Annotated in this window: 23 protein-coding genes, 1 tRNA gene and 2 pseudogenes; 14 read left to right on the forward strand and 12 right to left on the reverse strand. The window is 68.8% G+C overall.

Translation table 11 applies throughout. The annotated features are described in order from the left end of the window. Positions 1 to 188 precede the first annotated feature (188 nt). The 7 genes and pseudogenes from AB0K12_RS35920 (at position 189) to htpX (ending at position 8,579) form a co-directional block, all read left to right on the forward strand. Positions 189 to 1,274: a 4Fe-4S binding protein gene (locus AB0K12_RS35920; RefSeq protein ID WP_364571415.1), complete on the forward strand. Its 1,086-nt coding sequence runs from the start codon at positions 189 to 191 to the stop codon at positions 1,272 to 1,274. Further along, on the forward strand, positions 1,271 to 2,014 hold the full coding sequence (locus AB0K12_RS35925) for an NADH-quinone oxidoreductase subunit J (protein ID WP_364571417.1): 744 nt from the start codon (positions 1,271 to 1,273) through the stop codon (positions 2,012 to 2,014). The genes AB0K12_RS35920 and AB0K12_RS35925 overlap by 4 nt, the downstream gene beginning before the upstream one ends. Beyond that, positions 2,014 to 2,328 (forward strand): annotated as a pseudogene (nuoK, locus tag AB0K12_RS35930) (NADH-quinone oxidoreductase subunit NuoK); the annotation flags it as partial. The gene AB0K12_RS35925 and the pseudogene nuoK, both read left to right, overlap by 1 nt. Positions 2,329 to 2,525: 197 nt before the next feature. Continuing rightward, positions 2,526 to 4,421, forward strand: coding sequence for an NADH-quinone oxidoreductase subunit L (locus tag AB0K12_RS35935; protein ID WP_364571419.1), 1,896 nt, complete (start codon positions 2,526 to 2,528; stop codon positions 4,419 to 4,421). A gap of 87 nt (positions 4,422 to 4,508) precedes the next feature. Beyond that, positions 4,509 to 6,152, forward strand: a complete 1,644-nt coding sequence (locus tag AB0K12_RS35940; RefSeq protein ID WP_364571697.1) for an NADH-quinone oxidoreductase subunit M — start codon at positions 4,509 to 4,511, stop codon at positions 6,150 to 6,152. Continuing rightward, on the forward strand, positions 6,149 to 7,624 hold the full coding sequence (locus tag AB0K12_RS35945; RefSeq protein WP_364571421.1) for an NADH-quinone oxidoreductase subunit N: 1,476 nt from the start codon (positions 6,149 to 6,151) through the stop codon (positions 7,622 to 7,624). The genes AB0K12_RS35940 and AB0K12_RS35945 overlap by 4 nt, the downstream gene beginning before the upstream one ends. Before the next feature lie 103 nt (positions 7,625 to 7,727). Beyond that, positions 7,728 to 8,579, forward strand: a complete 852-nt coding sequence (htpX, locus tag AB0K12_RS35950) for a zinc metalloprotease HtpX (protein ID WP_364571423.1) — start codon at positions 7,728 to 7,730, stop codon at positions 8,577 to 8,579. A 3-nt stretch (positions 8,580 to 8,582) separates the two neighbouring features. On the opposite strand, the gene AB0K12_RS35955 is transcribed toward htpX, so the two are convergent. Together AB0K12_RS35955 and AB0K12_RS35960 are read right to left on the reverse strand one after the other, a co-directional pair. After that, entirely contained in the window at positions 8,583 to 9,047 is a 465-nt protein-coding gene (locus AB0K12_RS35955; RefSeq protein ID WP_364571425.1) for an NUDIX domain-containing protein, read from the reverse strand. A gap of 312 nt (positions 9,048 to 9,359) precedes the next feature. Beyond that, entirely contained in the window at positions 9,360 to 9,851 is a 492-nt protein-coding gene (locus tag AB0K12_RS35960) for a YajQ family cyclic di-GMP-binding protein (RefSeq protein WP_364571427.1), read from the reverse strand. 290 nt (positions 9,852 to 10,141) lie between these two features. On the opposite strand from AB0K12_RS35960, the gene AB0K12_RS35965 reads away from it, so the two are divergent. Next, positions 10,142 to 10,223 (forward strand) — tRNA-Tyr (locus AB0K12_RS35965). A 189-nt stretch (positions 10,224 to 10,412) separates the two neighbouring features. Then, on the forward strand, positions 10,413 to 10,580 hold the full coding sequence (locus AB0K12_RS35970; protein WP_364571429.1) for a hypothetical protein: 168 nt from the start codon (positions 10,413 to 10,415) through the stop codon (positions 10,578 to 10,580). Positions 10,581 to 10,925: 345 nt separating this feature from the next. Here AB0K12_RS35970 and AB0K12_RS35975 read toward each other — a convergent pair whose 3' ends face one another. Both AB0K12_RS35975 and AB0K12_RS35980 read right to left on the reverse strand, forming a co-directional pair. Beyond that, complete coding sequence (locus tag AB0K12_RS35975; RefSeq protein ID WP_364571431.1) at positions 10,926 to 11,537, reverse strand: hypothetical protein; 612 nt, start codon at positions 11,535 to 11,537, stop codon at positions 10,926 to 10,928. After that, entirely contained in the window at positions 11,534 to 11,905 is a 372-nt protein-coding gene (locus AB0K12_RS35980) for a hypothetical protein (RefSeq protein ID WP_364571433.1), read from the reverse strand. Before AB0K12_RS35980 ends, AB0K12_RS35975 begins: the two co-directional genes overlap by 4 nt. A gap of 210 nt (positions 11,906 to 12,115) precedes the next feature. On the opposite strand from AB0K12_RS35980, the gene AB0K12_RS35985 reads away from it, so the two are divergent. Both AB0K12_RS35985 and AB0K12_RS35990 read left to right on the forward strand, forming a co-directional pair. Continuing rightward, the gene (locus AB0K12_RS35985) at positions 12,116 to 12,694 is read left to right on the forward strand and encodes an RNA polymerase sigma factor (RefSeq protein WP_364571435.1); all 579 of its coding nucleotides are present in this window, start codon (positions 12,116 to 12,118) and stop codon (positions 12,692 to 12,694) included. After that, positions 12,687 to 13,589, forward strand: a complete 903-nt coding sequence (locus AB0K12_RS35990) for a CU044_5270 family protein (RefSeq protein WP_364571437.1) — start codon at positions 12,687 to 12,689, stop codon at positions 13,587 to 13,589. Before AB0K12_RS35985 ends, AB0K12_RS35990 begins: the two co-directional genes overlap by 8 nt. Positions 13,590 to 14,013: 424 nt before the next feature. Here AB0K12_RS35990 and AB0K12_RS35995 read toward each other — a convergent pair whose 3' ends face one another. Next, positions 14,014 to 14,634, reverse strand: a complete 621-nt coding sequence (locus AB0K12_RS35995) for a TIGR03086 family metal-binding protein (protein ID WP_364571439.1) — start codon at positions 14,632 to 14,634, stop codon at positions 14,014 to 14,016. Positions 14,635 to 14,733: 99 nt separating this feature from the next. Between AB0K12_RS35995 and AB0K12_RS36000 the strand changes: the two genes are divergently transcribed. Then, on the forward strand, positions 14,734 to 15,696 hold the full coding sequence (locus AB0K12_RS36000; protein ID WP_364571441.1) for a WYL domain-containing protein: 963 nt from the start codon (positions 14,734 to 14,736) through the stop codon (positions 15,694 to 15,696). 289 nt (positions 15,697 to 15,985) lie between these two features. Here AB0K12_RS36000 and AB0K12_RS36005 read toward each other — a convergent pair whose 3' ends face one another. Beyond that, entirely contained in the window at positions 15,986 to 16,408 is a 423-nt protein-coding gene (locus tag AB0K12_RS36005; RefSeq protein WP_364571443.1) for a hypothetical protein, read from the reverse strand. Positions 16,409 to 16,499: 91 nt separating this feature from the next. On the opposite strand from AB0K12_RS36005, the pseudogene AB0K12_RS36010 reads away from it, so the two are divergent. Continuing rightward, positions 16,500 to 16,583 (forward strand): annotated as a pseudogene (locus tag AB0K12_RS36010) (IS5/IS1182 family transposase); the annotation flags it as partial. Between the two features lie 693 nt (positions 16,584 to 17,276). Here AB0K12_RS36010 and AB0K12_RS36015 read toward each other — a convergent pair. The 3 genes from AB0K12_RS36015 to AB0K12_RS36025 all read right to left on the reverse strand — a co-directional run bounded on the left by AB0K12_RS36015 (position 17,277) and on the right by AB0K12_RS36025 (position 19,111). Continuing rightward, complete coding sequence (locus AB0K12_RS36015) at positions 17,277 to 17,903, reverse strand: NTF2-like N-terminal transpeptidase domain-containing protein (protein ID WP_364571445.1); 627 nt, start codon at positions 17,901 to 17,903, stop codon at positions 17,277 to 17,279. A 150-nt stretch (positions 17,904 to 18,053) separates the two neighbouring features. Further along, positions 18,054 to 18,635 carry a hypothetical protein gene (locus AB0K12_RS36020; RefSeq protein WP_364571447.1) on the reverse strand — a complete coding sequence of 194 codons (582 nt, stop codon included), beginning with the start codon at positions 18,633 to 18,635 and terminating at the stop codon, positions 18,054 to 18,056. 113 nt (positions 18,636 to 18,748) lie between these two features. After that, on the reverse strand, positions 18,749 to 19,111 hold the full coding sequence (locus AB0K12_RS36025; protein ID WP_364571449.1) for a hypothetical protein: 363 nt from the start codon (positions 19,109 to 19,111) through the stop codon (positions 18,749 to 18,751). Between the two features lie 525 nt (positions 19,112 to 19,636). On the opposite strand from AB0K12_RS36025, the gene AB0K12_RS36030 reads away from it, so the two are divergent. Next, complete coding sequence (locus tag AB0K12_RS36030) at positions 19,637 to 20,086, forward strand: hypothetical protein (RefSeq protein WP_364571451.1); 450 nt, start codon at positions 19,637 to 19,639, stop codon at positions 20,084 to 20,086. Here AB0K12_RS36030 and AB0K12_RS36035 read toward each other — a convergent pair. From AB0K12_RS36035 to AB0K12_RS36045, 3 genes are all read right to left on the reverse strand, one after another. Continuing rightward, complete coding sequence (locus AB0K12_RS36035) at positions 20,079 to 20,603, reverse strand: tetratricopeptide repeat protein (protein WP_364571453.1); 525 nt, start codon at positions 20,601 to 20,603, stop codon at positions 20,079 to 20,081. The genes AB0K12_RS36030 and AB0K12_RS36035 overlap by 8 nt on opposite strands. Before the next feature lie 387 nt (positions 20,604 to 20,990). Further along, complete coding sequence (locus tag AB0K12_RS36040) at positions 20,991 to 21,227, reverse strand: hypothetical protein (RefSeq protein ID WP_364571455.1); 237 nt, start codon at positions 21,225 to 21,227, stop codon at positions 20,991 to 20,993. A gap of 107 nt (positions 21,228 to 21,334) precedes the next feature. Continuing rightward, positions 21,335 to 22,228, reverse strand: a complete 894-nt coding sequence (locus AB0K12_RS36045; RefSeq protein WP_364571458.1) for a S41 family peptidase — start codon at positions 22,226 to 22,228, stop codon at positions 21,335 to 21,337. Positions 22,229 to 22,378 lie beyond the last annotated feature (150 nt).

Below are 22,378 nucleotides of genomic sequence, written 5' to 3' on the forward strand. Positions count from 1 at the left end.
CACCCGTTCATATCGGACATGCACACAGCTTGTGGATAACTACCCGCCAGCCTGTGGATAGCTGTGGAAAACCTGGGGACAACCCACTCCCTCATTCACGTCCAGCCCCAAGTGCGTCATGATGTTGAACTATGGGGCGGATACCGGGAGTGGGACTGGCGAAGGGGCTGTCCATCACCCTTCGCCACATGCTGCGCAAATCCGTCACGCAGCAATACCCCGAGGTCAAGCCCGACCTGCCGCCCCGCAGCCGTGGCGTCATCGCGCTGGTCGAGGAGAACTGCACCTCGTGCATGCTCTGCGCCCGCGAGTGTCCCGACTGGTGCATCTACATCGACTCGCACAAGGAGACGATCCCGGCGCCTGAGGGCGGCCGGGCCAGGCAGCGCAACGTCCTCGACCGCTTCGCGATCGACTTCTCGCTGTGCATGTACTGCGGCATCTGCATCGAGGTCTGCCCGTTCGACGCGCTCTTCTGGTCCCCGGAGTTCGAGTACGCGGAAGGCGACATCCGCAACCTCCTCCACGAGAAGGACAAACTGTCCACCTGGGTCCAGACCGTCCCCCCGCCGCCCGCCCACGACCCAGGTGCCGAGCCCCCCAAGGAGCTGACCGCAGCCCGCCGCCCACCCCGCCCCGCATCTCCCAAGCGAGACCAGCCACCCGCGGCCAAGCGCACACCAACCCCGGAGAAGGCCACAACACCCAGCAGGGATGAGGGAACCACGGCAACTGCCGGCACAGACCAGGGCACAACGGCGACTTCCGGCGCAGGCCAGGGCGCCACACCGGCATCCGATGCGGGGCTCACTCAGGGCGCCACGCCCGCCGAACAGGGCCCCACCGCCGGGCCGTCCCGCCCAGGTGGCCGTCCTCGCCGCGCCATGACGAACGTACGAGGAATCCGCCCTCCAGGCGCCCTCCCGTCGAAGGACGAACCCTCCACAAGCCCAGCCCCACAGCCTCAAGAGGCGAAGGGCACCCCAGCCGCGACCCAGCAACCCGCACCACAAGACCAGCACCCCGCACCACAAGAGAACCCCGCACCACAAGAAAACCCCGCACAGAAAGACCGAGAAGGGCCTTCATCCACAGGCGAGCCGCCTCCCGGCGAGTTGTCCACAGCCGAAGACGAGCCGCCGCCGAAGCCCGATCAGCAAGGGCAGACTTCTGCCGCGAGCCGCCGCCGGCGCAGGATGGCCGATCCACGGTCCATCCGCCCCCCAGGGCGGCTCGGTCCTGACGAGTCGGAGGAGTCCGAGGAGGAGTCGTGACCGAGGCGGTGCCCTCCTACCTGTCACCCACCGGGCAAGAGATCGTCTTCTTGCTGCTGGGAGCGGTAGCGGTTGGATCGGCGCTGCTCGTCGTCATGACCAAGCAAATCGTCCACGCGGCCCTCTGGCTCGTGGTCTGCTTCGGCGCGCTCGCCGGGGGCTACCTCGTTCTCACGGCGGAGTTCGTGGCCTGGGTCCAGGTGCTCATCTACGTGGGCGCGATCATCGTGCTGCTCCTGTTCGGCATCATGCTCACCCGCGCCCCCATTGGCCGCTCCGCCGACCTCGACAGCGGCAACAAAGTGGTGGCGGCCGTGGTGGCGGTGGCGACGGCGGCGATCCTCGTCACGGTCGTGATCGACGGCTTCCGCACGGCCTACACACCCTTGACTCCAGGCCCCGGCGCCGCCAAGGAGCTGGGCGCCAGCATCTTCGCCACCTGGGTCCTCCCCTTCGAGGCACTGTCGGTCCTCCTGCTGGCGGCCCTGATCGGCGCCATAGTCCTGTCCCGCACCGACATCCCAGGCGCCCCCGCCCGCGCCTCCGCGCAGCAGCAAGGAAACAACGGCCCCGCCCCCACACCCGGCAACCGACAGAGCCCCTCACCATCCGACGGACCCGAGCGCAGCACATCCTCGGACCAGACCGTGCGCCACGTGTCATCCGACGAAAGCGTGAACGGCCCGCCATCCGACGAGGCCGCGGGCGGCGCACCACCCGACGAGACCGGGGGTCAGTAGTGCACATCGTCTACCCGGCGGTCGTCTCCGCGCTCCTGTTCTCCATCGGCGTCTACGGCGTGCTCGCTCGACGCAACACGATCCTCGTCCTGATGTCGGTCGAGCTGATGCTCAACGCCGTCAACCTCAACCTGGTCGCGTTCGACGTGTGGCTGGGCGATCGCCTGCACAGCGGTCAGGTGCTCACCCTCTTCGTCATCGTCATCGCCGCCGCCGAGGTGGGCCTGGGCCTGGCCATCGTGCTCGCCCTCTACCGCAACCGCCAGACCATCGACCTGGACCACCTCCGCGCCCTCACCGAGCCCGCCGACGACAGCCCAGGCCCCATCACAAGCCCCACCGACGACCACACCCGTGCCGCGGCCGGTCACGCCGGCACGCCCCACGAGGTCGGGGACGGTCGTGCGAGTCCACCCGACGGTCGCCCCAGCACGACGGCCGAGCCCGCGAGACCCGCCGACCAGGCCCAGGACGACTCCGAGCGCCCCGTCAACCGAGGCGGTGGTAAGCGATGACGACCTTCCCCCTTCTGGCCGTGCTGCTCCCGTTCGCCGCGGCGGCGGCCGGTCTGCTGTTGTCCCGCCGGCGCCCAGGCAGACCGCCGACGACCACCACGGGCACCGACCGGGCGGCCTGGATCGCCATCCTCCCCACCGCGGCCGCAGCCGTCCTGGCGGCCTGGCTGGCCTGGACGCCGGGTTTCAGCTACTTCACGCACACCACCACACCAGCCCCACCCACCGGCCAGACCTACGGCACGATCACCACCGGCGGCGTCCCGATCTCCCTGACGCTCCAGGCCGACGCGCTCTCCGCCGTCCTGGGCGTCCTCGTGACCCTGGTGGCGCTGGCCGTCCAGGTCTATTCGGTCGGCTACCTCAAAGACGACCCGCGCTACCCCTCCTACAGCGCCTTCATCAGCCTGTTCACCAGCGCGATGCTCCTGGTCGTCTACGCGGGCGACCTCCTGGTCCTCTACGTGGGCTGGGAGATCATGGGCCTCTGCTCCTACCTCCTCATCGGCCACTGGTGGGAAGACCGCGGCAACTCGCGCGCCGCGATCAAGGCGTTCCTGGTGACGCGGCTGGGTGACGTCGGCTTCCTGTTCGGCATCTTCGTGCTCGGCATGGGCGCGGGCAGTTTCCGCATCGCCGACGTCCTGGCGAAGGTGCCCGAGATGTCCACGGCGACGGTCGTGACGGCCACGATGCTGCTGCTGGCCGGCGTCGCGGGCAAGAGCGCCCAAGTGCCGCTGCACACGTGGCTGCCCGACGCCATGGCGGGCCCGACCCCGATCAGCGCGCTGATCCACGCCGCCACGATGGTCGCGGCCGGCATCTTCATCGTGGCCAGGCTGTTCCCCGCGTTCCTCGCCGCACGTCCCACGCTCGACGTGCTGGCCGTCATCGCGGCGCTCGGCATGCTGGGCGCCGCGCTGGCCGCCCTCGCCCAGGACGACCTGAAACGCGTGCTCGCCTACTCCACGGTCAGCCAGCTCGCCTACATGGCCGGCGGGCTCGCGGCCGGCTCCGACACCGCGGCCGTCTTCCACCTGCTCACGCACGGCGCGTTCAAGGCGCTGCTGTTCCTCTGCGCGGGCGTGGTGATCCACCACGTGGGCTCCAACCTGATGACGCAGATGGGCGGCCTGCGCAGGGAGCTGCCGGTGACGTTCGTGACGATGACGATCGGGTTCGCCGCCCTGATGGGCCTCCCGCCGGCCAGCGGTTTCTTCAGCAAGGACGGCCTGCTCCTCGCGATGGACCGCGCCCTGGCCGGCCCCGGCCTGACCGACGCGGCGGCCCTCCTCCTGTACGGATGCGCGCTCGCGACCGTCGCCGTCACCGGCGCGTACGCCACCAGAGCCTGGCTGCGGACCTTCTTCGGCGAGCCCAGAGCCGTGGCGCTCCCGGAGCCGCCGCCCGGCACCGCCCACGTCGTGGACGCCAGGGAGGCCCCGCGCACGATGCTCGTCCCCGTCGCCGTCCTGGCCGTCCCCGCCCTGCTGCTCGGCTTCGCGGGTGAGCTGCACGTCGCGTTCGGCGTGGCCGCCGTCAGCGTCGTGCTCGCGCTGCTCGGCTCGGGCGTCGTCTACGCGTTCTGGCGCAGCGACCCCCTCGCCGACCCGGCCCGCCTCCTGGGGCCACTGCGGGCGCCGTGCGAGCGGGCGTTCTACGCCGACACCCTGTACGCGTCCCTGTTCGTCCGCCCGATCCTGGCCCTGGCCACGGCGGTCGTGAGGACGGACGACACGGTCGTGGACGGCGCCGTACGCGGATCGGGCACATCAGCCCGCGGCCTGTCGGCGGTCCTGCGCCTGGCCCAGAACGGCAACGTCCAGCTCTACGTGAGCGGCCTCCTGGCCGGCGTCCTGCTGATCGCGGTGGGGGCGGTGGTGTTCACATGACGCGGCGGACCCGGGCGGTGATGTGCGCATGATGGCCTGGCCCTCGACGCCGATCACGGGGCGGTTCCGGGCGGTGGTGTGCAGATGATGGCCTGGATCACGGTCGTCCTCCTGGCCGTGCCGCTGCTGGGCGCTCTCCTGCTCCTCCTCGCCCCAGACGCCCTGCGCCCCGTGCTCAGAACGTACGGGCTGATCCTCTCGGCCGTCACACTGGTCGCGAGCCTCGTGCTCGTGGCGGCCTTCGACTACGCCCGCCCGGCCGCGATGCAGTTCGAGCTGGACCTGCCGTGGATCCCCGACCTGGGGCTGCGCTTCCACCTCGGCGTCGACGGCATCTCGCTGCCGCTGGTCACGCTGACGGCGCTGCTGACGTTCCTGTGCTTCGTCTACCTCAGCCGGGGACGCGGATCCGTGGGGGCACGGCCGAGGGCGCTCGTGTTCACGCTGCTGGTGCTCGAAGTGGGCATGATCGGCACGTTCCTGGCCCTCGACCTGCTGCTGTTCTTCGTCTTCTTCGAGATCGTCCTCATCCCGATGTACTTCCTGATCGGCCTCTGGGGCGGCGAGGGGCGCAGGGCGGCGTCGGTCAAGTTCATCCTGTACACGTTGCTGGGCTCGGTCGTCATGCTGCTCGGCCTGCTGCTGGTGTGGGCGCAGACGGGCACGCTGGACATCGTGGCGCTCACCGAGTCCCACGGGGCGGGGATGTCGAGGTCCGTGCAGATCCTGGCGTTCGTGGCGATCGGCGTGGGTCTTGCGGTGAAGACGCCGATGTGGCCGCTGCACACGTGGCTGCCCGACGCCCACACCGAGGCTCCCACCGTCGGCTCGGTGCTGCTCGCGGGCGTGCTGCTGAAGATGGGCACGTACGGTTTCGCCCGCATCGCCATCCCCGTCCTGCCCGAGGGGGCGGCGGCGGTGGCGCCGTGGCTGGGGGCGTTCGCGGTGGTCGGCATCGTGTACGGCGCCCTGGCCTGTCTGGCCCAGCGTGACCTGAAGCGCATGATCGCGTACTCGTCGGTCGGCCACATGGGCTTCGTCCTGCTCGGCTTCGCCACGCTCACCCCGGTCGGCATCAACGGCGCACTCTTCGCGAACGTCGCCCACGGCCTCATCACCGGCCTGCTGTTCTTCCTGGCCGGCGCCATCAAAGAACGCCACCACACCGCCGACATGCCCACCCTGGGCGGCGGCCTGCTGGCGCGGCTGCCCAGGCTGGGCTCGCTGCTGACGTTCGCGGCGATCGCCTCCCTGGGGCTGCCGGGGCTGGCCGGGTTCTGGGGCGAGATGCTGGCGCTGCTCGGGGCGTTCCAGCCGGGTGCCGGGCTGCCGCTCGGGTTGTTTCGTACGTACATGGTGATCGGCGGGCTGGGTGCGGTGCTGACGGCGGCGTACTTCCTGGTCATGCTGTCGCGCGTCACCCACGGACGGCCGAGCGCGGCCGCCGGGACGGAACGGCCGGCGGTCGACGACCGCCTGATGCCCAGCACCGTCCCGGACGAGCGCCCGGTCGCACCGATCGGCCGGGAGCCCGATGCGGCGGCCACCACCACTGTGACCGCGACCGCGGAACGAGCGACTCCGGCGCCCGACGGGCCCGACGTCGAGCCCAACGAGTGGCTGGCCTGGACGCCGCTGGTGGTGCTGACCCTGCTGTTCGGCCTCTGGCCCGGCCTGCTGCTCTCCCTGACCACACCCCCCGTGCAAGCCCTGCTGGGAGCCCTCTCATGATCCAGCAGATTGACTACTTCGTGATCGCACCCCCGCTGGTGCTCGCCCTGACGGCGGCCCTGGTGCTGGTGCTCGACGCGTTCCTGCCGTCCCGCCCGCTCCTGAGCGGCCTGCTGACGCTGGCGGGGGTCGTGATCGCGGCCGGGTTCGTGGTCGCGCAGGCGCTCGGCACGGGCTCGCGGTCGACGTTCTGCGTCCCGCGGAACCTGGGCGGAACGGCGATGACGTGCTCGTTCGTGGCCGACGGTTTCACGCTGGTGTTCGCCGGGCTGGTGCTGGTGGCCGCGGCGGTGGTGGTCCTGATGTCGATGACCGAGCTGGCCCGCGGCGGCATCCCCGTCGGCGAGTGGTACTTCCTCCTCCTCTGCACCCTCGTCGGCGCGGTCAGCCTGCCCGCGTCCCGCGACCTGATCATGCTCGTCGTGGCGCTCGAGCTGGTCTCGCTCCCCGTCTTCGCCCTCACCGCGCTCAAACGCTACGACGGCCGCTCGTCGGAGGCGGCGGTGAAGCTGTTCGTGGTGTCGGTGGTCTCGACCGCGATCATGCTGTTCGGCGTGTCGCTCTTGTACGGCATCGCGGGCACGGTCTATCTGTCCCGCTTGTCCGGCGTGTTCGGCGGCCAGGTGGCGGCCCCAGGGGCTCCTGAGGCCATGTCCGAGGGCCTGCCCGCGGTCGTGACGGTCGGCGTGGTGCTCGTGGTCGCCGGGTTCGCCTTCAAGATCGCCGCGGTGCCGTTCCATGCGTGGGTGGCCGACGTCTACCAGGGCGCGCCCATCCCGGTCGCAGCGCTGCTCTCGGTCATCTCGAAGGCGTCCGGATTCGCCGGGTTGATCCTCGTCCTGGTCGCCGCGCTCGGCGGGCAGGCGGACACCTGGGCGCCGATCGTCGGCATCGTGGCCGCGCTCACCATGACCGTGGGCAACCTGCTCGCGATGCGCCAGCGGTCCGCCGTACGCCTGCTGGCCTGGTCCTCGGTCGCGCAGTCCGGCTACATCCTCGCGCCGCTCGCGGTGACGGGCGAGTCCGCGGTGCGGTCGTCCATCGCGTACCTCGTCATCTACGCCGCCATGAACCTCGGCGCGTTCACCGTCGTCATGCTCGTCTCCCGCACCGAGCTCGACGACTACCGCGGCCTGGTGTTCCGGCGCCCGGTGGCCGGGCTGGCGCTCGCGTTCTGCCTGATCTGCCTGGCCGGCCTGCCGCCCGGGCTGGCCGGGCTGTTCGCGAAGGTGTTCGTCTTCCGCGAGATCGTCGCGGGCGGCGCCGGCTGGCTGGCGCTCGTCATGGCCGTCAACACCGTGATCGGCCTCTACTACTACGCGGTCTGGACCGCCCGCCTGTTCGCCCCCGGCGACCGCGCGCCGCTCAGGGCGCCCGCCACCGCCTGGTACGCCATGGGCGTGGCCGTGGTGGCGGCCGTGCTGTTCTCGTTCGCGCCGCAGCTCGTGCTCGACGTGTCGTCCCTGTCCTGACCCCCCGCGCGTCGCGCTCCGCCCCCACGTGAGCACATTGGGGAACGAAGAGCCGGGTCATCATCGTTGGACGTGGTGAACCCGGACCACGAAGGGGGGGACCTTGCACCACAACGGTCTGCGCACCGCCGTATTGCTCGGCGGGCTGTCGGCGCTGATTCTCGCGGTGGGCGCGTGGTTGGGCGGCGGTACCGGTGTGCAGGTCGCGCTCATGCTCGCGCTGGCGAGCAACGGCGTCGCGTACTTCTTCTCCGACCGCATCGCCCTGTCGGCGATGCGCGCCAGGCCGGTCAGCGAGGTCGAGCAGCCCACCCTCTACCGAATCGTCCGCGAGCTGTCCACCGAGGCCCGCCAGCCGATGCCGCGCCTGTACATCTCGCCGACGGCGCAGCCGAATGCGTTCGCGACCGGCAGAAGCCCGCGCAAGGCGGCCGTGTGCGTCACGTACGGGCTGACCCGGCTGCTCGACGAGTCCGAGCTGCGCGGCGTGATCGGGCACGAGCTGTCCCACGTGTACAACCGCGACATCCTGATCTCCTCGGTGGCGGGCGCGCTCGCCACGATGATCACCTGGCTCAGCTACGTGACCGTGTTCTTCGGCGGCTCCGACGACGACGAGGGGCCGGGCTTCCTCGGCGCGCTGCTGATGATGGTGCTGGGCCCGGTGGCGGCCATGATGGTGCAGATGGCGATCTCCCGTACGCGGGAGTTCCAGGCGGACGAATCGGGCGCCCGGCTCACCGGCGACCCGCTCGCCCTCGCCTCGGCCCTCCGCAAGATCGAGATGGGCGCCCGCCGGCTTCCGCTTCCCGAGAACAGCCGCCTGACCTCGGCCTCCCACATGATGATCGCGAACCCGTTCAGCGGCTCCGGCTTCGGCCGCCTGTTCTCCACCCACCCGCCCACCTCGGAGCGGGTGGCCCGCCTGGAGCGCATGGCGGGCTACCGCCGCTGAGGCCTACTCGGTCGCGGTGATCTTCCGCAGGATCACCGCGAGGTCCTCAGGAAAGACGGTCTCGTCGGTGGCCTCGAGCTCCTCGGCGCTCCACCAGCGGTGCCCGAGCGTCGTGTCCTTCTCGATCTGCTCCATGTGCTCGAACGACACCGCAGCCTGCCCGCCGAGCCGGATCGCGAAGAATGCCTGGTCCTGAGTGAAGGCGTAGTCACCCCACTCGAACTCGACCAGCGCCTCGGCATGCGGCCCCGTAAACTCCTCGGCCCGCGCCTGGACGCCGACCTCCTCGTACAGTTCGCGCGCCGCCGCCTCCTGCAGCGTCTCGCCGTCCTCCCTGGCCCCGCCGATCGTGAACCAGAATCGCCTGTCCGGCTGAGCCGGATCGAGACCGTGCAGCAGGAGGACGCGGTCATGCTCGTCGATGGGCAGCACGCGCGCCGTGAAGCGACGCAGGGGGATTTTCGTCACGTCTATGGAGCATACGGTCGCAGTCGTACGACGGGACGTACTGGCCCGAAACGGCGCGGTCGTGGTCGTGGTCGTGGTCGTGCGATGGGGCGTTTCGGGCCGAAGCGGCGTGGTCGTGGTCGTGCGGTGGGACGTTTCGGGCCGAAGCGGCGTGGTCGTGGTCGTACGACGGGACGTTTCGGCCGGAACGGAGCGGTCGTGGTCGTACGACGGGACGTTTCGGCCGGAACGGAGCGGCCCGAGGCACAAGGCGCGTCGCTGGACGGCGCGGTCCGCCGCCGTTGTGCCCCGGAACACGAGCCGGCTCAGCATTCAGCGGTAGTTCACGAACTGCAGGGCGATGTCCAGATCCTTACCCTTGAGCAGGGCGATGACGTCCTGGAGGTCGTCCTTCTTCTTGGAGCTGACCCGAAGCTCCTCGCCCTGAATCTGCGCCTTGACCCCCTTCGGGCCCTCATCGCGGATCAGCTTGGAGATCTTCTTGGCGTGCTCCTGATCGATGCCCTCCTTGAGGCTCACCATCAGGCGGTACTCCTTGCCGGACAGCTTCGGCTCATCGGCGTCGAGGACCTTCAGCGACAGCCCGCGCTTGACCACCTTCTCCTTGAAGACGTCGAACGCCGCGTTCGCCCGCTCTTCGCTGTTGGCCTTGATCTCGATGTTGTTCTGTCCGGACCAGCTGATGCTCGCCCCCGTACCCTTGAAGTCGAAGCGGTGTCCGAGCTCCTTGACCGTCTGATTGAGGGCGTTGTCGACCTCCTGGCGGTCGATCTTGCTAACGATGTCGAAAGATGAATCGGCCAAAGCACCCATCCTCTCAGCTGCGGTGAACCGGCCCGGCTTCGAACGCACGGACCCAGCGCACGAGCCTAGCCAGCATCGGCCCGCCGTGCAGGACCCCGCCCCCTTGCTCACCCCGTACCCCGACCCTCCCGTACGCCCGATCCATCCGTTTTGACCCCATCCGCCGCTCCTCCCACTGGCGTGGTGGGCCTGGCGGAGATCGAAAGAGATCCGGCTCGGGACAAACCGGTGTCACGTACACCTCCGAAGTCCGCTATCCTTCTTTCTGTCGCCGCGAGAGCGGATGGCACGGCAGGTTGCCCGAGTGGCCAAAGGGAGCGGTCTGTAAAACCGTCGGCTCAGCCTACGCAAGTTCGAACCTTGCACCTGCCACACCAGCGGGAAGAGGCCTGTCACCAGCGGAAACGTGGTGACGGGCCTCTCGCGTTGTGTCCGGCCGTCTACGACGATCACCGGTCGCCTACGGCATGTCACGGCCAATACGCGGCCGAGCCTCAGGGCGCGGGCGGGTACGGGGCCATCTCCGGCAACGCCGTGGGCGGGTCCGCCGCCCTGGCGAGAGTGGGTTACGTCGCCGTCGTACGCCGCAGACTGAACGGCCTTGCAGCCCTCGTCAGCGTCACCTTCGTGGTACTGCTCGTCGCGTCGCTGCTCACGGAAGCCAGGATCCTGCTCGCCAAGGAGTCGATCCTGACCGGCGCGGCGGGCCTGCGCCTCGTGGGCTCCTGAGTCATAGGCAGGATCATCATGTACGCCGTCATCGGCCGGCTCAACGATGCTGAGCGCTGGGAGGAACGGTGGCGTACTGAGGCCGCACTGCGCCGCCGCTTCACCGCGCTGGGCCTCGTTTTGGAGCCGGGCTGCTCCTCGACGCCGCGGTACGGGGGTGCTCATCTACCTACTGCCCATCGACACCAGGGCAGGCCTGTCGATGCCGTTGCACGTCGCCGCCTTCGCCCTGCTGGTGGGAATGCGGCGAGCCCGCACTGCCCGAGGGGCCGCTGTAACCGCACATGAGCAACTACTACCGTTGAGGTGGCAACGGAACGGGCGGTTGCTGGTCAGCGCTCCGCGTCACGAGGTGGGGTCGACTCTGCATTCGGACTTGCCCACCATGGCGCGCGGGCAGATCAAGAGATCACCGAAAAACCGGTCGGTGTAGACGTCGTCGCCTATCCGATACGTCATCTCGATGCCGTGCAACTGTGTGAGACCCGCCGATGTAGCGGCCACCGTCAGAACCAAAGCGACTCCCCGGCGGCTTGGATCCTCCGCCGAGCTTGGGATCGTCGCGCCCTTCGCTGGAACTGGGTCGCTGCCCCACTCGTGGCGGTCACTGCCTGCACGCAAGATCCCACCGCCCAGCCTGCGCCCGGGCCCTACGACGCGCGCTTCCATCAGGAGCATCTCCGGCGCCGGTCGTCGCCCGAGCAACTGGATGGACTCGATACGTGCCGACCGATCCGTTGGGTTTGTGATGATGATATCCGCCCAGTCCATGCGTTCTCCGCGGTCAAGCGTGGCAACGACCTCGCTGCGCGGCGCGTCACAGTCGGGCCTACATGGCCAGGCTAGTGGCCCCCGATCGTCTTTCAGCACGATGGTCCAGAAAAGCACGGCCGCGATGACCAGGGCGGCCGCCGCGGCTACGGCCTTCCTCAATGCCATCCATCTGGCCCCGTTCATGAAGACCTCTTCTGCTTCTGTCCACCAGTCATCGTTGCCGTAGACACAGAACTGAAAACCGGCGCTATCGGGAAGCGTCCTGTCGAACCGAGAGGCTCGACGACCCGATCGTCATCCAGGGGCGACGAACCGTGCACCTGTGGTTTCCGGTCCAGCGCCAGGACCGCGGCCAGCAGCACGAGCCCGGCTGCGAAGCAGCTGTACGCGGCCGTCATCCGGGCGGGGCCTGTCGCGAAGGCGGCGAGCTGTTCGGGGAAGAACGCGTCGTGCCCGAGCTTCAGCAGCACGCCGGCCAGCACCAGGATCGGCCCCAGGATCAGGCCGGCGCCTTCGATCCATCTGCCGGGAAAACGCTCGTTCGCCATCATGACCGTGATCCAAGCGCCCCGGCTCGGGATGCACATGGGCGGACGGATGAGGATCGCAGGTGGACCTGGCTCTACCTCCAGGGTCTCGCTGGTTCGGACCGTCCGATGGAACCGTGAAATGCCTTACGGATAAAGACAGTTGTGACAATCACCTCAGAACGGGAGCACGTCTTGACGGAACCACCACCCTCAAGAGGACGAACGGGGCTGGTGGACGACCGGGATGACGCCTCCATCATCGAAGCGTCGTTGCACACACCAGAGTGCTTCGCCGAGCTCTTCGATCGCCATGCCGCCGCCCTGCACCGCTACGTCGTACGGCGCCTCGGCCCCGATCACGCCGAGGACGTCGTGGCCGAGACGTTCACCAGGGCCTTCGAGACGCGCCATCGCTACGAGTCCGGTCGCACACAGGCGCTGCCCTGGCTGTACGGCATCACCACGAACCTCATCGGCCTGCACCGGCGCGCCGAAGTGCGCGGTTACCGGGCGCTGGCCAGGACGGGCGAGGACCCGGTGATCGCGGCGTTCGACGAGCGGGTGGCCGCCAAGGTCTCCGCGTCGTCCACGCGGCAGAGCCTGGCCGCCGCGCTGGCGAAGCTCGGCCGCGGCGAGCGGGACGTGCTGCTGCTGATCGCGTGGGGCGATCTGACGTACGAGGAGACGGCCCAGGCGCTGGGCGTGCCCGTCGGCACCGTCCGCTCGCGCCTGTCGCGGGCCCGCCGCAAGGTCGCGCACGCCCTGGGCGGCGCCAATCCAACCGAGACGAGAGAAGAAGACCATGGATGACCTCAAGCTGATCAGCGAACTGCGCGCAGAGGTGACGGAGACCGGCCCGGAGGCCCTGGCCGGCGCGCGCGGGCGGCTGCTGGCCGCGATGGCCGGTACGGCGGCTCCCCACCGACCCCAGCGGGCCCGCCGGCCGCTGACCGTGCGGGTCGCGGGCGTCGCCGCCGCCGGGCTGGCGGCGGCCGCCGCCGTCGTGGTCCTGACGAACCAGGCCACCGTTCCCGCGCAACCGCCGGTTTCCGCCGGCGAGGCCCTGCCGCTGACCTCCGCCAGGAACGTCCTGCTCGTAGCCGCGGAGAGCGCGCAGCGCACGCCGCAGGGTTCCGGGAGGTACTGGCACATCAAGCGGGAGAAGGACACCGGTGGGCGCGTCTTCGAGGAGAGCTGGACCACGCGCGACGGCCGCCGGTGGACCAGAGGATCGGACGACGGGGCCCCCGTGGTGCAGGCGGACTCGGGCACGTTCTGGATCGGCCCCGCCGACAGCGGCACCGAGGTCTCCGTCAAGGACCTCGAGGCGCTGCCGACGGACCCCCAGGCGTTGCGGCAGAAGGTCACCGCGATGCAGCACGGCGACCCCAGCTTCGGGGAGGACGTCGCCCTCCTGCCGCTGGCCTCGCTGGTCGCAGAGCTTCCCGCGCCTGCGGACGTCCGATCGGCGGCGTTCCGAGCGCTCGCCGACCTGCCGGGCGTGCAGCGGGTCGGCACGACCGAGGGCGGCGAGGAACTGCTGATCCAGCGCGGCAAGTACGACGCCAGGATGGTGGTCGATCCGGAGACGTCCCGGGTGACCCGCACCAACTGGTTGCCCACCGCCACAGGCGGGATCGCGGGCGCGAACAACGGCCACTTCATCCAGCTGATCACCGAGTGGACGGACGAGCTTCCCCGGTGAGACCCGTGTACCCCTTCATTCTTGAAGCGACATCATGACTTCAGGTAAGGCGTTCCTCGCTGTTCTGCTGGCGGGGACGATCAGTGCGGTACCCGCCCAGGCGGCACAGGCTCCCGCCCCGAAGGGCTGACCTACACGCTGGTGACCACGTGGCTCAGCAAGGACGTCTCACCGGGCCCGTACGTCTCCACCCTGGTCGACCGGCACACCGACGGCCTTCCTGAGGACCTCACCTACCACGCCATGCGTAAGGACCTGGCGAAGGTCACCGCGACCTACCGGGCCTCCGGAGCGGCCGGCACGGGCACCGCCGAGGTGGCCTGCCCATCGGCGGCTCGCTCGGAACGTTTCCGGTGTTGTCGGTGCCCGGCATCGCGCTGCCCGGCACGCTCTTCCGTGCCACCCCTTCCGGCGCGTGAACCGCTCAGCGCGGGACGCGGCCGAGGTAGCGGAGCAGCTCGTCGGTCACCGGGGTGGCGGACGGGGCGCCGCCGGCCTCGACCACGGCGGCGTAGGCGCCCCACTGGCGCAGCGGCTCGACGACCTGTCGCGCGGCGGCGAGCAGGTGGCCCGCGAGCTCCTCGTCGAGCGGGGACGGCCCGCCGGCGGCGATCACGATGTCCCAGGCGTGCACGGCGGCGTCGAGCGCGCACATCACGGCCGCGACCGGGGTGGGCAGATCGCCGTGCGGCAGCGGCGTCGGCACCGTCTCTGTGTCGTCGGACACCGTCGCCCACGCCGCGGCGGTCTGCTCGATGGCCTCCTTCACCAGGGCGCTGGCGGTGCCGTCCACGGTGCCGGACGGCGAGAAGGGGTCGTAGGACGGGCCGGCGCCGATGCCGAGCATCTTCGCGTAGGCGAGCTGGTCGCCGGCAGCGTGCTGGATCACCTGAGTGACCGTCCAGGCCGAGCAGGGGGTGGCGTTGTCCTCCTGGCCCGGCCGCACTCCGGCGACGCTGTCCTCCAGCGCCCGATAGGAGGTGGCCAGCACCTGGCGCCAGACCGGCCGCAGGGAGGTGACGGTGGCGCTGTCGATGGCGTTCATGGTCGCACCTTTCGGGGTTCTTTCTTGCTGGTGAGACCAGCTTAGGGCGCTATTAGGCTATTTTTATTCCTAATAAATCCGGCGCGGAATGAGGAATCGATGGCTCCTACGACGACCCGGGTGCTCCGGCTGCTCTCCCTGCTGCAGGACCGGTCCTACACGGGCCGCGAGCTCGCCGCGCGCCTCGGCGTCACCGAGCGCACGTTGCGGCAGGACGTGCAGCGCCTGCGCGAGCTCGGCTACCCGGTGCACGCCGCGCGCGGCGCCGTGGGCGGATACCGGCTCGGGCAGGGCGCGAACATGCCCCCGCTGCTGCTTGACGACGACGAGGCGGTGGCCGTGGCCCTGGCCGTCGACCTCGCCGGGGACGGTTCCACCGGCATCGCCGACATCGACGTCAGCCTCAGGCGGGCACTCGCCAAGCTCCAGCAGATCCTGCCGAAACGCCTGCAGCGCAAGGTGACCGCGCTGCGGTCGGCCACCGCGGTCGGGCCCGCCACGGTCGGCTCCCGCGAGCCGGACGCGCCGGTGCCCGCCGCCACCCTCACCGTCCTGGCCGGCGCCATCCGGGACGGCGCGACCCTCCTGGTGGCCCCCGCCGGCGTCGAGACCGAGGTCGAGCCCTACCGTCTCATCAGCTGGCGGCGCCGCTGGTTCCTCGTCGCCTACGACCTGGGCACGCACGCCTGGCGGGCGCTGCCGGTCGCCGGCCTGACCGAGGTGCGCTCCACGTCCCGCCGCTTCGCCGCCCGTTCCCTGCCCGATGACGACCTCGTCGCCTTCGTCCTGCGCGAGGTGGCGCAGACCGGCTGGAAGGTGCACGCCCGCGTCACCGTCCTCGCGCCGGCGGAGACCGTGATCGCCCGCATCAACCCTGCCGTCGGCGTGGTGGAGGCGGTGGACGCGCGCACCTGCGTCCTCGTCACCGGCGCCGACGCCATGGAGACCATCGCGATCTACCTCAGCATGCTGATGATGGACTTCCGCGTGGACGGCCCGCCGGAGCTGGTCGAGCACGTCCGCACGCTCGCCCGCCGCTACACCGAGGCCGTCGGCGGATGAAGCGGCCCGTCGCCGGCTGGCGCGGACCGCGCGCGCGGTTGTAGCTGCGGAACCGCCAACGAAGGCGTCCGTTGGGTTATTGGGCGGGTTGCCAGATACGGTGCATGGCGTCGCGTTGCTGACCGTAGATGCACTTGGCGTAGACCCGCACCAGGACGTCGACGCTGTGTCCTGCCCACTCGGCCACCGGATCTCTGCTCTGTCCGGCCGGGCTCGCTACAAAGATCACAACGTACGCCGAATAACGATCCCGGAATCCGGCTATCCAGCAATCCAGCTCAGGAGCCGTCTACTTGTTTGTCCACTTGGCCTTGCAGCGGTACTTGCCTTCGAAGAAGGACGTCTCGTAGGTGTACCCCTTCTGCAACACCATGCCCCGGCTGTAGTGCGTCTGCCCTGGACCCAGGTCGACGTCCAGCTGGCTCATGCCGACACCGTTCTTCAGCGACTTGAACGTGCCGGTGCGCTCCTTGGTTATGCGGCCCCAGACATAGGTCGTGCCCTTGTACGTGCCTGTGCGCACCTGACACTTCAAGCCCAACGGCCCCGACCAGACGGTGTCGGTGTCCCGGGTCTTGACGTTGCTCGCCTTGCTCGGGTCGTCCAGGCCGCCGCGGGCCTGGGCACCGGGCGCGTAGACGGTGAGTCCGACGGTCGCGGCGGCCAGGCCGCTCACGACGGCGGTGACCCAGCGGGTACGGTTGCTCGTCATTGGTCTCCCCCAAGAGTCGATTCTTGCGGACAAGTCGACCGTAGGGATCGCCGGTATGTCCGAGTATGTCGAGCCCGTTCCCGGTTGATCGAGGGCGGGCCGGCAGCACCACCTGATCACCGACGCCACCGGCATCCCGCTCGCCGTCACCCTGACCGGCACCAACCGCAGTAACCGCTTCCACCGCTCACATCAGGATGGTCGTGCCATCAACCGAGGTAGCGAGGGGTCAACCATGGTCACGCACAACCGGCTTCAGAGCCAGGTCAACACCCCTACAGGCCAAGATTCCAGCAATTCCCAAGCTGACAGCGCGGTTCGATTCTGCCACCCGTCCCCGGGGGCTCGGAGGGTTTCATTCCTCCCTTATCGACGGGCGGTCCTCCGTCGGCGGTACTTGGATTTTATCCACGATAGCCGTTCCGCACGCGCCTGTTCCTCGTCGCAGCATGCGCACGGGATATCCACCTCTATTCGGTCAAGGGCCTCTATCCCGTGTTGGGCGACCAGGAACTTCACCGTGTCGCCATACAGGCGTGCCAATCTGTGGCGCCGTCTTCCGTACCGGGTGAAGTGCTGCTCGATGGCGGTTGCAGTCTCAGCGGTCAGGGGCATGAGCACTCCATCTGGTAGGGACAGCCAGGGGGGACGCGGATAGGTGCCGGCCTGGTTCTAGCAACAGCTCACCATGACGTGCAATATGCGATGCCCAAGGTCCGCCGGCCGGTCCAGGGCTTCGTACCTCAGCCCCGGCCCACCGGACTTCTGCGGCGTCCTGAAGCCTGTACGGCTGGAGCCTCTGCCGGCCTGTGTCCGGCGGATGCGCCCGTTCACCTGACGCGCGATGAACCGGTCCTCGCGATGACGATCACCCAGTGACCCCAGGTTGCGCTGAGTCGGCCAGGATGGCCGCCAGTTTGAGGCCTTCGTCGGCGAAAAGTCGTCCTGCCTGCTCTCCCTTGGCACGTGTTTCCAGAAGGACGAGCCAGGAGGAGCCGTCGCGTTGGGGTACGACGCGGATCTGCCGCACCTCGCTGAAGCCGACCTCCTGTAGTTCGGGGTGGATCGCCGTCGGTGACCAGTGCACCTTCCAGGCGCGATCGAAATCGATGATCTCCAGTTGTCCGTCATAGGTGTAGGGGACCGGTCCGTCGAGGGTGACGGCGAACGAGGCGTAGTAGGTGGCGGTCTCCCCGAAATTCAAGTACGTCTTGGGGCGGACGCGGATGCCATGGATGATTATCCGCTTGGCCTGGGAGCCCTTGGTGAAGGCGTTGTAGATGCCGTCGAAGTCTCGGGGCGGCTCCAGCACCTGGGCCTTCATGGCGGACAGGTCGCCGCGCTGCCAGGCCGTCAGGAACGCGGTCGCCGTCTGCTGGGGCGAGCCTTTGGTGCGTACCGTCAGGTAGACGGCGATGCCCAGACCGAGGACGGCGATCAGAGCTACGGCGACGGGGATCGCTGTCCGTCGCCGCCGGCGAGAAAATGCGGGCATATCGGGCGATCTTATTGGTTGGGGGGACAACACTCTGGACCGCCGCCCCCGGGGCGTGACCCGGCGGGGAGTCGCGGAGACTGTGATCAGTGCTACGAAGTCCCAGTTCTTTCACCGCCTGGGCGAACCCGGCGAACTCCGGGGCGCTGGCTAGAGCTTGCCTTCGAGGAGCACGGTGCGGTGATCGGCGAGGTGGCGAGCGAGCTCATTGACGAACTGCGAGCGTAGCGGTGGCCAATTCCAGAACGTGAAGCCGAGATGGGCGAGTACGAAGTAGTCATCGGCCCACTTCCAGGAAGTCGGTTCGACCGGCTGCGCGCAGCCTGGACAGGCGATGATGATGTCGTCTCCTTCATCCCAGCCTCGTACGACTGCACGGAAGGGTTCCCATACCTCGTAGTTGAGTTCGAAGCCCTCGTCGACCAGGTGGGTCGTCATCGAGCAGTGCGGGCAGGTAACGGCCATGGGGTCGCCCTGCCCCGCGTCGAAGACGGTACGGCCGACAGTGATGGCGAGGCCGTCATGCCAGGGCACGCTCCAACCGGACGAATTTACCGCTGTATCGGCGCGCGGGCCGGGCGGGTGCCCGAGATCGGCGCCTAGGACGCAGTGCGTGGGCTCTGCAGACACGATTCCTGCGGAAATCAGCCAGCTCCGAACGTCCGCCGCCAGAGTTTCCGCCTCCTCAGGAGTCGCCTGGACGTCCACGATCGTCTGAAACCAATCTCCCATGATCTTTCCTTGTCTATCGGCGCAGGACGACGTGAAACGATACAAACAGTCACTGACAGAACCATGGGACCGTGCTCCCGTCGGCGCGGCATGTGGCTCTCGGGTGATCTCAGTCAGGAGTGGTGTACCTCGCGGGGACGCCGGCTGACGCCAAGGCAGGCGACCACGCGTGATGCGTCCGAGGCCAGGAAGAGCTGGAAGTGGTAGGCGGGGTCCGTGCTGGTGACCATGCCCAGGATGAGGTGCTGATGTTCGCAGGAGCTGAGCTGCGCGACCGCCTCGTCGAAGCCTAAGGATGGGATCTCTTGCCGGTGAGTGAGACGTGCGCGACGCCGGTACGTGCTGATCAGGTAGAGCGTCTCAACCGGGTCCGGCCATATTGTGATGTCGGCTCCAGCCGCGAGCGCCTGGCGGAACGCAGGGATTGCTTCTCCTTCTGCGTTGTCGAGGAGTTGAACGAGCGTCTCTCTGTCCACGAGGGCAGCATAGGCACAGCGGGTCTCTGGGAGTCATGCACTATGCGGGCAATGATCATGACGGCGGGTTTTGGGTATCGACCTGTCCGGGTGGGGATTGCGACAATCTTGCGATGCGTCTTTCCGTGGTGGTCGGGTTCGTGCTCACGGCTTTGCTCTGTACTTTGCGCGACGGAAAGACCGCATGTCCTGCAACAGGGGAGACGTCCTAGGGCGCAGGTGGAGGCCCTATCACTGTGTTGAGACCTCTGGCCGTTCCAGGTGCAGCGGTGGGTTGTTCCCTTGACCTGGCTCATCGGGTGGCGTGGCTGATTGTCGAGCTCGGCCCTTGGACTCGTGGATCGTGAGGTGAGGAGCCATGGGTAAGAGGCGCTACGTCGCCAGAGGCGTGCCCGGCGGCTATCGGATCTGGGACAACAGGGCGCGGCGTGATCGGTGAGCTGGTGGCGTCCAACAGGGGCTCGGCTACCTGATCAACGACGCGGCCGCGCAGTTCGACACCGCAGGGGGTTCGCCACGCTCGTCGTGCTGAGCGTGATCGCGGCGCTGCTGAACCTGGTCGTCGGGCTGCTCGACCGGCGGGCGAGCCGGTGGAAGCCGCTGGGGAGGCCGGCGACGTGCCAGGATTGGATCGGACCTCCCATGGGGTCGTGCTCACCACACAGCGGATCATCGACAAGAAGCCCAAAGAGGTCGCGGCCTTCCAGGCTGCTCTCGGCCGCGCCCAGCGCTTCATCCCGCGAGGCCGAGCCCGATGAGATCATCCGGTCGCTGGGCGTCTATCTGAAGGGCATCGATCCCAAGGCGCTGACCGAGCTGCCGGGGCTCATGCGTACCGAGATTCCCTCGAGCATCGGCTTCTCCCGCTCCTCCTTCGAGGCGGCCCTCGCCTTTCACCGGATGACCGGGCTGGTCAAGCACCTGCCGACGTACGAGCAGATCGTGCCGGCCGCGCTGCGGACGGACGCTACCTGATCTGCTGAGGGCGGTGGGTCAGGAGTTCCAGGGCTGCTTGGGTGCTGGCGATCAGGTTGGGGTCGCCTTTGGCTGTGCGTAGGGCGAGGGCCTCCTGCAATGCCTCGCGGGCCTCCTGCATGCGGTCCAGGTCGGTGAGGGCTTTGCCCAGGTGTTGGAGGGAGAAGCACGTCATTTCCGGTGCTTCCTCTCTTGAGAGGGTGAGCGTTGCCCGGCAGAGGGCTTCTGCGGTTGTCGCATCGCCTGCGTAGCGGTGGGCGTCGGCCAGGTTGAGCGAGGCGGCTATGCGTCTGCGGGCGGTGTCGGCCTGGGCGAGGGCGCGGGTGAGGTGGTCGATCGCGGCGGCGTGCTCGCCCAGGACGAGCAGGCCCACCCCTAGTGCGCGCAGGGTGGTGTAGTCGGTGGGGTTCTCGGTGCGGGCTGAGGTGACCAGCGCGGCCAGCCGGTCGCGGTCGGTGGGGATCATGCGCTGACGGTCGTCGTACGTGATGAGCTCGTTGATCTCTTGGAAGAGCACAGCCAGAAGACTAGGGGTGGATGGGGCTTGGGGAAGCACCGAGTTCGAGGCCGGCAACTCGTGGCTGGCGGCGTGGCAGCACGATCTCGTGTCTGCGCAGGATCCCGGGCAGGGGAGGCGCGGCGGATTTGGGCGAGGGTGGCGCTTTCGGCGCTTGATGGGTGCTGAGCGGGCCGGGTATCTCGCGCGGAACGCCAATGTGAGCCTGTCCGCCTCGCCGCCGCTGCCCGCGCGGCAGGTCGGACTCGGTGAGATCTACGACTCGGAACCAGCCGGCGTCAAGCAGACGCAGGAAGGCTGCCTCCGCCTTCGCGCCCGTACGCAACGCTCGTGGTTTTTGTCATCCTGGAAGGTCGCGGCCACGATGGGGCCGGTGTCGGGTTGCGATCACGCTTCGTGACCGTAGCCCTCCTTTAGGATGTCTTCCACCAGTTCTGAGGCGTCGCTCCGGCCGGCTTGGTAGGCACCGAAGAGGGTGGGCGTACCGTCGGGGCCGTGCTCGGGTTCTTCGGTGCGTGAGTGGACAAGGTGGAGGAGTCGCGCGCGCTCTTCCCGCACCTGGCCAGGCCGGAGTTGATCGACCAGGCGGTGACGGTCTTCGTACTCTTCCTGCGGTGCCGTCATGCTGTCGCGTTTACGGAGCGAACCCGGGAAGCAAGCGGTTGGCGGCGGACATCGCTGCGAACTCATCGGCTTCCTCGTCCACGCAGGCCGTGGTGGCCGGCGATGCGTCAGCTCGTCAGTTGGGCCAGCGCCTGGTCGAGGGCCTTTTCGGCGGGGCAGGGGATGTCGGGTTGTACGCCGGTGCCTTCCCAGTTCGTGCCGGAGATCGGGTTGATGGCGCGGCCCGTCGGGACGGTGACTTCCAGGTGGGGGTGGACGGTCCAGCCCTTGCACGGGTGGGCGCCGCCGCGGGTCGGCTCGCCCACGATCACGGCGCGGCCGAGTTGCTGGAGGTCGTAGGCCAGTTCTTCGGCGGCGGAGAAGGTGGTGGTGCTGACCAGGATGTAAAGGGGCTTGGTGCCGCCGAAGCGGGCGCCGGGGACGTGGGGGAGGCTCCAGGACTGCTCGGTGCGGTCGCCTTTGCGCCAGTACATGCTGTTGAGGTGGGTGCGCTTGTCCAGGAGGTGGCTGCAGACGAAGGCGACGGTGTCCGGGTCGCCGCCCCGGTTGCCGCGCAGGTCCACGATCAGGGCCTGGGCGCGGGAGGCCAGGGTGAGCGCGGCGGTCAGCGGCTCGGCGGCCCAGCCCAGCGGGAACAGCATCGGCGCGAGCTCCACCAGGGCGACGCCTCCGTCGAGCAGCTCCACCCGGGGCGCGCCGCCCAGTGAGGTGTCGAAGTCCCGGCGGATGGACTCCATGGTCGCCGCGCCCTGCTCGGAGGAGACCGGGTCGGCGTGGTGCTTCAGCCTCAGGTGCTTGTCGCCGTTGACGGACTGCAGGTCCGCGGTGACCAGATCGGCGAGCTCCTCGGCGCTGCCGACGTCGTAGGCGCCCTCGGCGAGACGGCGGCGCAGCAGGTCGGCGAGTTGCCCGGCCACCTCGGGAAAGACGTAGTGCTCGGTCAGCAGCCCGGCCGTCTCGTCGATGATGGGTGCAGGCTGCAGGTTCGTCAGGGTTGTCACGGCGGGAAAGTAGACCAGTTCGCTGACGAAACAGTCAACGGCTCCCCTATGTGAAGGGTCTGCGCTGGGCGGGAATCTGGTGTGGTCCTCTCGCCGGCGGTGGAGGGCGTGCTGATCAGGGTCTTTCGACAGCAGCCCGATGAGCGGGCT

This window comes from Nonomuraea sp. NPDC049419 (assembly GCF_040676995.1).
Taxonomy (GTDB): domain Bacteria; phylum Actinomycetota; class Actinomycetes; order Streptosporangiales; family Streptosporangiaceae; genus Nonomuraea; species Nonomuraea salmonea.